The 13,639-nt window shown below is 51.5% G+C and carries 10 protein-coding genes; 1 reads left to right on the top strand and 9 read right to left on the bottom strand.

What is annotated here, in order from left to right; all coding sequences use genetic code 11:
• The first annotated feature begins 49 nt into the window (after positions 1 to 49).
• A complete protein-coding gene (locus CLV60_RS22130; protein WP_106597562.1) occupies positions 50 to 4,426 on the top strand; it encodes an efflux RND transporter permease subunit in 4,377 nt (1,458 codons plus the stop codon).
• 66 nt (positions 4,427 to 4,492) lie between these two features.
• Here the strand turns inward: CLV60_RS22130 and CLV60_RS22125 are convergent, their stop codons facing one another.
• The 9 genes from CLV60_RS22125 to CLV60_RS22085 form a co-directional block, all read right to left on the bottom strand.
• Positions 4,493 to 5,068 (bottom strand): DUF4136 domain-containing protein, encoded by a 576-nt coding sequence (locus CLV60_RS22125; RefSeq protein WP_106597561.1) that lies wholly within the window; start codon positions 5,066 to 5,068, stop codon positions 4,493 to 4,495.
• A gap of 315 nt (positions 5,069 to 5,383) precedes the next feature.
• Positions 5,384 to 6,751, bottom strand: coding sequence for a Gfo/Idh/MocA family protein (locus CLV60_RS22120; RefSeq protein ID WP_106597560.1), 1,368 nt, complete (start codon positions 6,749 to 6,751; stop codon positions 5,384 to 5,386).
• Positions 6,752 to 6,893: 142 nt separating this feature from the next.
• Complete coding sequence (locus CLV60_RS22115) at positions 6,894 to 7,100, bottom strand: hypothetical protein (protein WP_106597559.1); 207 nt, start codon at positions 7,098 to 7,100, stop codon at positions 6,894 to 6,896.
• The gene (locus tag CLV60_RS22110) at positions 7,097 to 7,546 is read right to left on the bottom strand and encodes a DUF6932 family protein (RefSeq protein ID WP_106597558.1); all 450 of its coding nucleotides are present in this window, start codon (positions 7,544 to 7,546) and stop codon (positions 7,097 to 7,099) included. Before CLV60_RS22110 ends, CLV60_RS22115 begins: the two co-directional genes overlap by 4 nt.
• Positions 7,547 to 7,557: 11 nt before the next feature.
• A complete protein-coding gene (locus CLV60_RS22105; RefSeq protein WP_106597557.1) occupies positions 7,558 to 8,499 on the bottom strand; it encodes a sugar ABC transporter substrate-binding protein in 942 nt (313 codons plus the stop codon).
• Between the two features lie 93 nt (positions 8,500 to 8,592).
• Complete coding sequence (locus CLV60_RS22100; protein WP_106597556.1) at positions 8,593 to 9,525, bottom strand: ABC transporter permease; 933 nt, start codon at positions 9,523 to 9,525, stop codon at positions 8,593 to 8,595.
• 144 nt (positions 9,526 to 9,669) lie between these two features.
• Positions 9,670 to 11,172 carry a sugar ABC transporter ATP-binding protein gene (locus tag CLV60_RS22095; RefSeq protein ID WP_106597555.1) on the bottom strand — a complete coding sequence of 501 codons (1,503 nt, stop codon included), beginning with the start codon at positions 11,170 to 11,172 and terminating at the stop codon, positions 9,670 to 9,672.
• 81 nt (positions 11,173 to 11,253) lie between these two features.
• Positions 11,254 to 12,414 (bottom strand): Gfo/Idh/MocA family protein, encoded by a 1,161-nt coding sequence (locus CLV60_RS22090; protein ID WP_106597554.1) that lies wholly within the window; start codon positions 12,412 to 12,414, stop codon positions 11,254 to 11,256.
• A gap of 178 nt (positions 12,415 to 12,592) precedes the next feature.
• Positions 12,593 to 13,627: a sugar phosphate isomerase/epimerase family protein gene (locus tag CLV60_RS22085; protein WP_106597553.1), complete on the bottom strand. Its 1,035-nt coding sequence runs from the start codon at positions 13,625 to 13,627 to the stop codon at positions 12,593 to 12,595.
• Positions 13,628 to 13,639 lie beyond the last annotated feature (12 nt).

Raw genomic sequence — 13,639 nt, 5'->3', positions numbered from 1 at the left:
TGCAAGATGCTTCGACTCCGCTCAGCATGACAAATCAAACCCAAACAGCATGTATCAACTCATCAGAACTGCCCTCCGACAGCCCATTTCCATCGTGGTGGTCGTGATAGGCATCCTATTTTTCTCGATTCTGTCGATACGGAGCATTCCCGTCGACATTTTCCCCAACCTCGATTTACCTACCATTTATGTGGTGCAGCCCTATGGTGGTATGGCGCCCGACCAGATGGACGGCTTCATCGCCACCCGCTACCAGGACCACTTCCTGTATGTATCGGGTATCCGCGATGTGGATGTGAAGACGATCCAGGGGTTGTCATTGATCAAACTCTCGTTCTACCCCGGCACGGATATGGCACAAGCCGCTGCGGAAGTTGCCAACAACGTCTCCCGCGCGAAGGCCTACATGCCCGAGGGCACCGTACCTCCGCAAGTAGTCCGCTTCGATGCCAGCTCGGTGCCTATCGGCCAGATGGTATTCGAAAGTGCTTCGCGCTCGCTCAACGAAATCCAGGATTTCGCTTCCTCCCGCGTACGGCCGATGTTCAGCCGCATCGAGGGCGTTTCCAGCCCGCCGCCATTTGGAGGTAACCAGCGCACGATCGTCGTGCGCGTAGACCCGGAACGCATCAGAAGCTATCATTTGACGCCCGAGGAAGTTATCAAATCCATTATTGCCAACAACCAGCCTTCACCGGCAGGTAACATCCGCATGGGCGACAAAACGCTGATGACGCCCGTCAACTCGCTCATTAAGAAACCCGAAGACTTCCTGAATATCCCGATCCGCGTCGGGGCAGGGCCCACCGTGTTCATCCGCGACGTGGGTGTGGTGGAAGATGGGGCCGACGTGACCGTGAGCTACGCGCTGATCAACGGCCGCCGCGCGGTTTATATTCCTGTGGTTAAAAAATCTGACGCCTCGACGCTGGACGTGGTGAACAATATCCGCGCTGCATTGCCGCAATTGCGCAATGCCGTACCCGAGGACGTGAAAATCTCCTATGAATTCGACCAGTCGGTGTATGTGACCAACTCGTTGAAAAGCCTTATCACCGAGGGTATCCTGGGGGCATTACTGACCGGTTTGATGGTACTCCTCTTCCTCAGAGACTGGCGCAGCGTGATTATCGTCATTGTGACTATTCCTATTTCCATTCTTTCAGCCGTGATACTGATGAATTTGTTTGGTCAAACCATCAATATCATGACATTGAGCGGGCTTGCTTTGGCGATCGGGGTACTCGTCGATCAGGCGACGGTGACCATTGAAAACATTCACCAGCACCAGGAAATGGGCAAACCGAAAGAGCAGGCCATTTGGGACGCTTGTAAAGAAATCGCATTCCCCGAATTCCTGATTTTGCTCGCGATTCTGGCCGTTTTTGCGCCGTCGTTCGTCATGAGTGGTATTCCAAGATCGATGTTCCTGCCGCTTTCACTGGCCGTAGGTTTCGCGATGATCGCTTCGTTTTTGCTTTCGCAGACATTGGTACCGGTACTTTCCAACTGGCTGCTAAAAGATCACCCGCATCACGAGGCGCCGACATTGGCATTAGACGCTCAGGAAATCGACGATGTGATCGAAGAAGGAGCGCACCCGTCGCTGCCGCCTACCGGTTTTGAAAAGTTTAAACTGAAATACCTGAATGTACTCGGCGGCATTATGGGCAAGCGCCTGATCGTGCCGGTATACCTCGTCGGCAGCATTGCATTGATCGTCGGCGGGTTCTTCCTCATCGGGACGGATATTCTCCCGAAAGCCAACAGCCACCAGTTCCAGATGCGCATGCGGGTACCCGACGGTACACGTGTGGAGCGCACGGAAGAGGCCACATTGAAGGTTCTGAACCTGATTAAATCGGAGGTAGGAAAGGAGAACGTAGAAATATCCTCGGCTTATGTGGGTACCGTCCCATCCAGCTATGGTACTTCCAATATTTTCGTGTTCAACAGCGGCCCGCATGAGGCGGTTTTGCAGGTTTCTTTGAAAGAAGAGTTTCCTGTGAGAATGGATGCATTGAAAGAAAAACTGCGGGCCAGAATAGCCAAAGAAATTCCCAATCTGGCCATTTCATTCGAACCGATCGAGCTCGTCGACAAAATCATGAGCCAGGGCGCGTCGACACCGATCGAGGTAAGCGTCGCTGCCAAAGACGTGGAAGAAGCCGGAAGGTTTGCACGCAAAATTCAGAAGGAAATGCAGCAGATCGCATTCCTCCGCGATGTACAGATTGCACAGCCACTGCAATACCCAATCCTGGACGTGAAAATCGACCGAGAGCGGGCCGGGCAACTGGGCATTACCTCCACACAAGTGGCCCGTTCGATGGTAGCAGCTACATCTTCCAGCCGTTTTACCGATAAAAACCTCTGGCTCGACGACGCTAAGGGACTTGCCTATCAGGTGCAGGTGCAGATTCCGGAATACCAGATGACATCCGTAGAAGATATTGGTACGATTCCTTTGAAAACCGGCGTAAGCAACCCGCTGCTCGCCGACGTGGCCACCTTCTCCGAAAAAACCGCCCCTGGCGAATACGACCGCGCCGGCCCGAACCGACTGGTCACAGTAACGGCCAACATTCACAAAAAAGATCTTGGAGCGGCCACTACCGCCGTTCAGAAAGCGATTAAGAATGCAGGCGAGCCGCCACGCGGGGTAATTGTGGAGCTGAAAGGTCAAACCGAATTGCTGACCGAAACCCTGAGCAGCTTGCAGACCGGCCTGCTGATCGCCGTCGTGATCATGTTCCTCTTGTTGGCGGCTACTTATCAATCCTTCAAACTGTCATTGGTGGTACTTTCGACCATCCCGGCCGTGGTAGTAGGCTCGATTGGTCTGCTATTGCTCACCGGCGCAACGCTGAACCTGCAATCCTACATGGGATTGATCATGTCCGTCGGGGTATCGGTCGCGAATGCGATCCTGATGGTAACTAACGCCGAAAACCTGCGCCTCAAATTGCAGGATGCACACAAAGCCGTAACACTCGCCGCCGGCAGCCGGATCCGCCCGATTCTTATGACGAGTATCGCGATGATCGCCGGTATGATCCCGATGGCGTCCGGCCTCGGCGAGGGCGGCGACCAGATCGCACCGCTTGGACAAGCGGTAATCGGCGGGCTGATCGCCTCTACGCTGGCGTCGCTGCTCATTTTACCGGCGGTATTTACCCTTGTTCAGCGTAAAGCGTCCGTCAACTCGGTATCCCTTGATCCTGAGGATCCTGAAAGCAATTTCTTTCGTAAAAAACTCCAAACATCCGTTTCCATGAATACCCTGAAATCCATTCTGATACTCATCACCGTTGCGGCCGGTATGAGCGCATGCAGCAGCACCGCCGAAACCAGCGAAAGCCACGAGGCCAAAACCGCCCCCGCGGAAACCGCCGCCAAAGAGCCGGCAGCTGTGGAAATGGCCTATGTAAAAAGCATGAAGCCAGCCAAGCAGATCGCATTACCGGGCGAGTTGAAGCCGTGGAACAAGGTCAGCATTCATCCGAAAGTGAAGGGGTTCGTCAAAACGGTAAATGTCGACCGCGGGACTTTTGTCAGGAAAGGTCAGGTATTGTCAGTATTAGAAGCACCGGAGGTCATCTCGGAGCTCAGCCAGGCCAAAGCCCAGCTGATTGCCGCCGAAGCCTCATTTCAGCAAACCACCACGCGTTACCAAGCCAGCGCACTGACATATAGTCGTCTGCAAAAAACCAACCGCACGGAGGGAGCTGTATCACTTAATGAGCTCGACCTTGCGAAGGCGCGTGCCGCTGCCGACAGTTCTGCAATGGCCGTGGCAAAAGGTAATGTACAAGCCGCGAAATCATTCATGGAAACAAAAACAGAGCTTTCGCGCTACCTGACGGTGACTGCACCATTCGACGGCATTATTACCGAGCGGAATATCAGCCCGGGCGCCCTCGTGGGACCCGGTGAAGGCGGTGCAAAGCCGTTGTTCATCCTGGAAGACAATACGAAACTCCGTTTGACGCTCGCGATCCCCGAAAACATGTCGAGCGCCATTCCGAACAAGGGCGAGGTGAGTTTCACCGTTTCGGCTAGCCCCGAAAAAATCTACAAAGCCGTTTACGCCCGCAGCTCCCGTACATTGTCCGAAGAAAACCGCTCCATGATGACGGAATTCGACGTCAATAACCGCTCCAACGAGCTCAAAGCCGGCATGTATGCGCAGGTGCAGCTCAACACCGAGCGCACCGGCAATACCCTGTTTGTACCAACAACCGCCGTCGTCAATTCCAGCGAGCAGGTATTTGTGATCCGCGACAAAGGCAAAAAAGCAGAATGGGTACCCGTAAAACGCGGTGTCGTGGTAGATACGCTGGTTGAGGTATTCGGTGATTTACACGATGGCGACGCGATTGTGAAGAAGGCATCGGAAGAATATCGCAACGGGCAGGATTTGTAAATTGCCTGATATATAGTAAAAATGCCGGACGTCAGCCCGGCATTTTTACTATTCGACTTTTTAAAATTACTTCCTGCTGTAAGTATCCAGCGTTGCTTGCGGGAAAGAACGGAGGATGTCGGCCATCGTGTTTTTGATCATCGTATTCTGATCTTCTTTCTTGGTTGGCGCTTTCACTTTTCCCGAAGCCCAACCCTGCCAGATCATCCGCTCGGTGGTTTTCTGGTAAATGTTGAGGATGAATCGGCTTTCCTGGTAGTTGTAAGTGGAGATATTATTGCCACCTCCGTACCACCACATATAGGGCGAATACATATTGTTGGAACGCACTTGCTGACGATCTTTCACATCCGTCATAAATCGCACGATAATCTCGGGATTCTGCTGATCCATTTTGTAGCCTTTGGCCTCCATTACCTCTACCACGGCATCGCCCAGCCGGCGCCTGTTCAGTTCGCTACCCAGCAACGGGTCCTGCTCGATATTGTGCTCAGCCTCCACTTTAAATGTTTTGAACTGTTTCAGATTCACTGCGGAGTCGTAATCGTAACTTACTTGAAGGGCATTACTGCATGCCATTATGAATACACCCGCCACAACCGCCATACCAGCGGATTTTATCAACTTCACTATGGTTTTCATTGTGTTTTGGAACGTTTGGTTATTGTTATGCTAGTCTGACAGTTTCAGAGGGTAAATGGTTTAAATACCTATGAAACATCTATTAAACTTATAAACAAATAAAATTGATATATAGATCAGCAGAATTACTTATTATGAGCTGTTTCAAACGTTTGCATTAACCTTCTGCACCGCTATTTACCATTACCTGCATACCTCCTTTTCTGTTGCACCGGACGCGTTGAAAAAGTGCGCCAAAAACAAAAACGCGCCCGGATTTTGCCGGACGCGATGTACTGGGAATATATAAGGGACCACGAACTTTAATGACCTATCCTAGACGTGTTTATAGTCAGGATGTTTGTAAGGAGCCCGGTAGGCGCGGGCCAGTAACGCATTCGCTTCTCTATCTCCCACAATTTCGCGTTTTATTGGGTCATAAACAATCGAACGGCCTGTTTTCATAGAAAGATTTGCCAAAATGCAGCTTGCTGTCGAAATATGTCCTTCTTCGATGTCGGCAACCGGCCGGCCATTGTTCTCGATCGCGGCCAGGAAGTCGAGCATGTGCAGGCGCGTAGCGGGTGCTGCATTGAGCTCAATCTTGTCTTCTTTCAGGTCTTCGGGATACTTTTCTTTTTCATAAACAACGTCCTTGTGGATCTTCTCCCCTTTGCCTTGCGGGATAAAATCATAAGCCATCGTGCTTGCCCAAAGCGTCCCTTTTTCGCCGTAAAGCGTAAACGACCACGGATAATCCGGGTTGTTAGGGGTACCCCAGGTGCGGTGCTGCCATACGCAGTTCAGCCCATCGTATTCAAAAATCGCTGATTGCGTGTCGGATATGTTAGACTTACCCTCTTTCTGCACATAAATACCACCGGTCGAAGTGATTTTTTTCGGCCAGCCCAATTTCAGCATCCAGCGCACCGTGTCGAACATGTGCACGCACATATCGCCTGTGATACCATTGCCATATTCCATGAACGTCCGCCACCAGCGCACGTGCGGCGAGCCGTCGTAGGGGCGTAGGGGTGCGGGGCCCGTCCATTTTTCGTAGTCGAGATAATCGGGCACGGCCTCCACCGGCGGGTTCCCATTTGCCCGCATGTGGTAATAGCAGCACATTTCAACATGCGAAATCTTGCCCAACAAGCCTGCATCGACGATATTCTTCTTGGCATCGATCAAATGTGGCGTGCTTTTGCGTTGCGTTCCTACTTGCACTACTTTTTTGTATTTGCGTGCCGCAGCAACCATCGCTTCACCTTCCAATACGTCCACGCTGATCGGCTTCTGCACATACACGTGGGCACCGGCCTTCACAGCGTCGATCATCTGCAGAGCATGCCAATGGTCGGGCGAGCCGATCAGGACAATATCCATTTCATTTTCCGCAAGCATTTTCTGGTAGTCGCCGTACAACTTCGGCGTCTTGCCAGATTTTTGCCGCTGGCTCACCAGATTACCCGCTTCGTTCAACTGATTTTTATCCACATCACAAAGCGCGATCACCTCCACAGGCGCCACCTGAATCAATCTGAAAAGATCACTTTTACCGTACCAACCTGTACCAATTAATCCTACGCGCCATGTTTTAGCCGGATTGATCAGGTCCATTCCCTGCGCTCCAAAAGTGGAAAGTGCCAATGCAGCCGTGGCCCCGTGGAGGAAACTACGGCGGTTGATATTGAAAGTGTTCATTCGTGATGTTGATTGGTTTTAGGAAAACTGGCAAATGCCATTCGGGGGTAAAAGCGCGGGGAGCGTGGCGTTTTACTTTTAAGGGGGGATTATTTTACATTTGCCGGGAACGGGCAATGAGCTGAACAACACTTTAAATAACCTATGCAGCGACTCTAAGTTTGATATCCATTTCGGACAGAAGCTGCAACAGGTGTTGTGTGAATTGCAATTTGATTTCTTCAAACTGGGCCACAGCAAGTTCATCAGGATGCTCCTGAGCTTCATGCCTGGCAATGGAGGCATTTACACGAACAATTTTCTCCAGCGTGGTCTGAATTTCGGCCTGAAGTTGCTCAAAAGGTTTCATGACAATAACAAGTTAACGATCCCCTTTCTTCTGTTTTGACGGTCTCTAGTAAGAAAATGCAACCAATCAAGTTTATCAAAGTTAGTCAAAAAGTATCTGGGATGTTCTTTAGGGTAGTTTTTAATAAAATAGATGTCTAGCTTTGAAAAAGCTGCTTTGATCGAGCTTAAAGTAGTCAGATTAGATTCGTAAAAGACATTATCAACAAAACAAATCAGATCGATATCGTTCGGATGTGGTTTGAGCGTAACGAAGGATCCGTCAACCCAGATTTGCAATGTGTCCGTTCTCCAATCGGTTACTGTGGAAACAAATTCTTTCAGCTCTAACGCCAATTCCGCCCTCTGATGATTGAATATGAAAATCTCTTCAAAATTATCCCAGGTAATATCTGTAACCTCGTCCGGGAGAAGATAACCATTATCATCAAATGTGTGTGATTTCATTTCATTGATTCCTATTTCAAAAAATTCCCCACATTCTCCTTCGTCACCAGCTGAAAAGGAATAAGTACGTCCTTCTCAAACGCCTCTTTCTTAGCCGCCTTCACTGCCGTTTCAATTGCTTTTCCGCCCTGCTCTTTGGCATTCTGGAAAACCGTCGCATCTAATGTCCCCTTTTTCACCGCCTGTAATGCGTCCGGGATAGCGTCCACGCTTACCACCAGCACCTTCCCTTTCAAACCCGCAGCTTCCAGCGCTTTCACGGCCCCCATGCCCATTTCGTCGTTTTGTGCAAAAATGGCGTTGATCTTGTCGCCGTAAGATTGTATCCAGTTTTCGGTAAGCGACATGCCTTTGGCGCGGTCCCATTCACCGGTTTGTTCGGCAAGCAGTTTGAGACCTGGATTAGCTTTCAGGATCTCCTTCGCCCCGTTATCGCGCCGGATTTGCGCGGCCTGGCCCATGAAACCGTGCATCATCAGCACATTACCCTTGCCCCCGAGCTTTTCAGCAATGTATCTCATCGCAATGCGTGCCGATTCGGTATCGTCCGACCCTACAAATGCCGTAGGCTTGGCAGAGGTCTCTGAATTGACATTAATGATGGGAATCTTCGCGTCCATGGCCAGTTTGATCGCCGGTGAACTCGCTTCCACTTCACAAGGGTTCATAATGATCGCGTCTACCCCCTGACCGATAAAACTCTCCACCTGTTCTACCTGTTTCAATGCCGAACGCTCAGCGTCCACGGTGATCAGCTCCACGCCCATTTCCTTCGCTTTCGCTTCCATGGCGTCGCTCACATTCACGATAAACTCGTTTTGCATACTCAGCATCGTAGCCCCGATCACGAGCTTTTTCCCACCGCCGTCAGCGGATTCCTTATTAGAGGATTGGTTACAGCCTGCCAAAAGTGTTGCGGCGATAAGTGCTGCAAAAATTGCGTTGTATCTCATAGATTATTGACTTTCGGCTATCGGCCATTTGTGTTCTAGTATTTCAAAATCGACTCCCCTCTTCCCTTTCCTCCATCCTCCTTTCTCCATAAATCAATCCTTCTTCCCCACACCATCGAGCACCACGGCGCCGATGATAATCACCCCCATCACGACCTGCTGATAGTAAGAAGTCACATTCAGCAGATCGAGACTATTGCTGATCACGCCAATCAGCAACGCGCCGATCAGCGTGCCGGTCATGGTTCCCGTGCCGCCCGAAGTGCTCGTGCCGCCGATAATTGCGGCGGCGATCGCATCGAGCTCGAAACCTGCTCCCGCATTAGGCTGCCCGGTGGTGATGCGCGACGTCAGCAAGATACCGCCCAATGCAGAAAGCAACCCGCAAATGGTATATACCCACATTTTTACACGACTCACGCGTATGCCCGACGCACGCGCGGCAGGCTCGTTGCCCCCGACCGCGTACATGTAGCGCCCGAGAATGGTTTTGTTCAGAACTACCGAGCAAACGGCGAATGCGATCAGCAGAATGATAATAGGAAACGGAATACCAGCAATATTCCCTCCGCCGATGAAATTGAACTCGTCCGAAAGATTTGAAACCGGTCGTCCTTTACTAAGGATCAATGCAAGTCCGCGCCCGATCGTCATCGTTCCCAGCGTGACAATAAATGGCGGCACTTTGCTCTTCGTAATCACCAAACCATTAAAAGCGCCCATAGCCGAACCTGCGCCCAAACCAACCAGCAATGGCACCACCAGCGGATAAGTATCAGGATGTGCAAAACTCGCAGCCGCCACGCCCGTTACCGCCACCATCGAACCCAGCGACAGGTCGATACCGCCGGTAATGATCACAAAAGTGACCCCGAATGCCAGCAATGCATTGATCGATACCTGGTTCCCGATAATCAGCAGATTGGAAATCGTAAAAAACTTGGGCGTACTCAATGCCAGCACCAGGCATATCAATGCAAATGCGAGGAAGATGCCGTACTGGCCGAATTTGGAGAATCTGTTCATTCGTTTGTTAGGTCTTGGAACATAGTTCTGTTTGACCGCCGACGGCCGACCGCTGACCGCCGCAAGCTTCTTTAAATTGCAATTCGTATTTCTTTGTTACTCATAATCGGCGGTCGGCGGTCGGCGGTCGACGGTCAGCATTTCTCACGCCACCGCATACCGCATAATCAACTCCTGCGTCGCTTCCGCTTTGGAAAGCAGCGCGGTTTGTTTGCCTTTGGACAATACCAGTATCCGGTCGCTGAGTCCCAGGATTTCCGGTAGTTCGGATGATATCATGATGATCGCCATGCCCCGGTCGGCGAGGCTGCGGATCAGTTTGTAAATCTCAAATTTTGCTCCGACGTCGACGCCGCGCGTCGGCTCGTCGAGCATGATAATCTCGGGTGAAGCAAGCAGTACTCTGCCGATGACGACTTTCTGCTGGTTTCCCCCACTTAAATAGGTGACATGCTGGCCCGTACCTGCTGTTTTGATCTTTAAATCGGCGATCATTTGCTCAGTAACCGACTGTTCGCTGTGTGTGTTGATAAAGCCGCCTTTGCGGTGATTGTTCATGCTCGAAAGCGTGATATTATCCTTGACCGACATTCTCGGAATAAACCCCAACCCCTTTCTATCCTCACTTACATACCCGATTCCCCGGTCGATCGCCTCGCGTGGTGTACGCGCGCGAATCGGTGTTTGTTTGATGCTGATTTCTCCTTCATCCCAGTGATCCAAACCAAAAATAGCCCTGGCTATTTCAGTCCTCCCGGCGCCCATTAGGCCTGCCAATCCCAGTATTTCGCCGGATTTTACATTGAAAGTGATATTGGCAAACTTGCCCGCTCTGCCCAGGTTCTTCACCGAAAGCAATTCGTGTCCGACCGGCTGCGTCGCTTCGGGAAACATCTGGTCTATTTCCCGCCCGACCATCATGGCGATCAATGCATTCTGATCGAGCTCGGCAGCGCGTTTTGTACCAATATATTTCCCGTCTCGAAGCACCGTTATAGTGTCAGAAATCTGGAATATCTCGTCCATTTTGTGGGAAATATAGATAATGCTTACGCCCTGCGCTTTCAGATCGCGGATGATCTGGAATAATGTCGCCACTTCCTTCTCCGAAATCGCCGAAGTCGGCTCGTCCATGATGATCACCTTCGCATTGTTCGAAATAGCCTTCGCAATCTCGACCATTTGCATTTGCGCCACGCTGAGGTGTTTCATCTTCGCCTTCGGAGCGATATTGACGCCCATCCGATCCAGCAATGCAGCGGCCTGCCGGTTGATCTCCGAGTCGTTCAGCCAACCGGAAAGAATCCCTCCTTTGCCGGAAACCTCCCGCTCTCGTCCCAGGAATATATTCTGCGCTACGGTCAGTTCGGGAATGATGAGAATTTCCTGGTGGATCATGGAAATGCCCTTTTTCAAGGTTTCAGTCACGTGGCTCCCGCTCAGGTTCTCACCTTCCAGCAAAACCTCCCCGGAATCCGGCACGACAAGCCCGATCAGGATTTTCATGAAAGTCGATTTCCCAGCCCCATTTTCACCCATTAAGGCATGCACTTCGCCTTTTTTGAGGTCAAAATGAATATTGTCCAGCGCTTTGACGCCGGAGAACGACTTGGAAATTCCCTTAACCCTCAGAATATAATCGGACATAGCAGTATCGAAACTGAGGCTTTAACCTCACCCACTACGCAGGATCCGGTTAAAGCCTCAGATTATAAATGCATTATTGGATTAACCTTCCCAATGTACGCCGGTATCTTTCCAGCTTTTGGAAGCTGCCGATTCCAGCACCGCTTCGCATACTTTCTGCGTTTCGTAGGCATCGCGGAAAGTCGGTGAGCAAGGTTTGCCGGTTTGCAGGCTTTCGAAGAAATCCGCCGCCTGGTGTACGAACGAATGCTCGTATCCAATGCTGGTTCCGGGGATCCACCAGCGCTTCATATAGGGCTGGTCGCCGTCGGTTACCAGAATCGAACGCCATCCGCGAACGATCGAATCGTCGCTGTGGTCGAAGTATTCCAGACGGTTCAGATCATGCAGGTCCCAACGAATGGAAGCATGCTCGCCGTTGATTTCAAAAGTATAAAGCGCCTTGTGCCCGCGAGCATAACGGGTAGACTCGAAGAGGCCCAGTGAGCCGTTATCGAAATGGCAGTGGAAGATACAAGCGTCGTCGATACCCACTTTTTGCACTTCGCCGGTACCAGCATGCTTGCGCTCTTTGATGAATGTCTCAGCCACGGCCGACACATCCTTAATGCCGCCATTGATCCACATCGCGGTGTCGATACAGTGCGCGAGCAAGTCGCCGGTTACGCCCGAACCCGCAGCGTCTACGTCGAGGCGCCAGGTAGCGGTTCCACCCTGTGGTACATCCGGACTGATCGTCCAGTCCTGGAGGAAGTTGGCACGGTAATGGAAAATACGGCCCAGCTTACCTGAATCCACGATTTGTTTCGCCAAAGTCACAGCAGGCACGCGACGGTAGTTGTACCAAACCGTGTTTTTCACACCGGCAGCTTCAATGGCATCCACCATCGTTTTCGCCTCCGCAAGCGTACGTGCGAGGGGCTTTTCGCAAAGGATCATTTTGCCTTTTGCAGCAGCTGCCAATGCGATCTCAGCGTGCGTATCGTTGGGTGTACAAATATCCACCGCATCGATATCGTCGCGTTCGATGATTTTACGCCAGTCGGTTTCGTACGACTCGTAGCCCCACTGCTCGGCGAAAGCCTTCACTTTCTCCTCGTTGCGGGAGCAAACAGCCGCCAGCACCGGGCGGTATTCGAGCTCAGGGAAAAAGTCCCCGATTCTTTTATAACCATTGGTATGCGTACGGCCCATCAAACCGGAACCGATCAGGGCGACGCGAACTTGCTTTTTTTCTGACATAAGGTTTTGTTGGTTGGGGCTCGCCGCGAATTGCTTCGAGCCTTAGGTTTTTGGAATATTTTTTGGCCACCGACGGCTGACTACCGACCGCCGATCGCGGTATTGTTAGCTTGGTAGCAGTTAATACTATGCTGCCAACATAAGCGATCGGCCGTCGGCCGTCGGTGGTCAGCGGTCATTACGCCACCCACCCATGCGCATTGCGCACTTTCACGAGCGCTGCGAGGATATCGTTCCAGGTTTGCTGCTTGTACATTACCTCGTTCGGGAACATACAGCCGTCCCAGCAGATGTGACGGAATGCTCTCGTAAGCTCACCTTTTTCGTCACGCAGCCAGAAGCCGGCATGATGTACGATATCGAGCTTGCCATTAGGATCAGTTGCAAGGCAGTGACGACCGGTTTTATCGTGTGAACCAGTTCCGTGAACGGTTCCGTCATTTTGTGCTACGTGGAAATCGATGGTCCAGGGGCGCAGCGCGGCGGTCATTTTCTTGAAAGCTTCATCCAAAGTCGCGCGGTCGTCCCATTGGAAATCGGCTGGCAGAATGCGGTCTTCCGGCGCATTGTAGCCCAGCAAATACAGGAATGTATGCGACATATCAGCCTGGAAACCTACATTAGGACGATCGGTCGCTTCGAGCGTATCGATCATCGCTTTCCAGCTGTGCATACCGCCCCAGCAAATCTCACCTTCGGCAGCCAGTCTTTCACCGAAATCGGCGGCGACGTCAGCAGCACGTCTGAAAGTCTCGGCAATTTGTTTGGTATTGCCTTTCGGATCAGCCGACCACGCTTCCGGCGAAGCTGCCGAATCGATCCGGATCACACCACCATGGCGGATACCCGCATCACGCAATTGCTTGCCGAATTCACATGCCTTGCGTACCTGCTCCACAAATGTATCGCGGGCATCCTTGCTACCCATGGCCGAACCTGCCCATACATTGGCTACGAGGCTGCCTGCTTCAAGATTATAACCTGCCAGCTTATCAGCCAGGCGCTTGCCGCCATCTGCACCGTTCAGGTATTCACCGATGTGCTCATCGAAAAGGCCGATGTCGACACCGTCGAATTTCACACCATCCACTTCCGCAGCAGCGGTTTTTTCCAAAAGTGTATCAAAAGGAATGATCGGCTCTGAATCAGAACCTTTGCCCACGATGCCAGGCCATGTGGCGTTGTGAAGCTTGGGGAAATTATTTTCAGGCATGGTTTAAGAATT

It is taken from the genome of Dyadobacter jiangsuensis (genome assembly GCF_003014695.1).
GTDB lineage: Bacteria > Bacteroidota > Bacteroidia > Cytophagales > Spirosomataceae > Dyadobacter > Dyadobacter jiangsuensis.
Note: the sequence above shows the minus strand (reverse complement) of the source record. Positions and strands in the feature narration are given on the sequence as shown.

Bases quoted from the DNA above. Each gene is read 5' to 3' on its own strand.
- CLV60_RS22120 (WP_106597560.1), bottom strand. From the start codon at position 6,751: ATGAACACTTTCAATATCAACCGCCGTAGTTTCCTCCACGGGGCCACG.
- CLV60_RS22115 (WP_106597559.1), bottom strand. From the start codon at position 7,100: ATGAAACCTTTTGAGCAACTTCAGGCCGAAATTCAGACCACGCTGGAG.
- CLV60_RS22110 (WP_106597558.1), bottom strand. From the start codon at position 7,546: ATGAAATCACACACATTTGATGATAATGGTTATCTTCTCCCGGACGAG.
- CLV60_RS22085 (WP_106597553.1), bottom strand. From the start codon at position 13,627: ATGCCTGAAAATAATTTCCCCAAGCTTCACAACGCCACATGGCCTGGC.
- CLV60_RS22090 (WP_106597554.1), bottom strand. From the start codon at position 12,414: ATGTCAGAAAAAAAGCAAGTTCGCGTCGCCCTGATCGGTTCCGGTTTG.
- CLV60_RS22130 (WP_106597562.1), top strand. From the start codon at position 50: ATGTATCAACTCATCAGAACTGCCCTCCGACAGCCCATTTCCATCGTG.
- CLV60_RS22095 (WP_106597555.1), bottom strand. From the start codon at position 11,172: ATGTCCGATTATATTCTGAGGGTTAAGGGAATTTCCAAGTCGTTCTCC.
- CLV60_RS22105 (WP_106597557.1), bottom strand. From the start codon at position 8,499: ATGAGATACAACGCAATTTTTGCAGCACTTATCGCCGCAACACTTTTG.
- CLV60_RS22125 (WP_106597561.1), bottom strand. From the start codon at position 5,068: ATGAAAACCATAGTGAAGTTGATAAAATCCGCTGGTATGGCGGTTGTG.
- CLV60_RS22100 (WP_106597556.1), bottom strand. From the start codon at position 9,525: ATGAACAGATTCTCCAAATTCGGCCAGTACGGCATCTTCCTCGCATTT.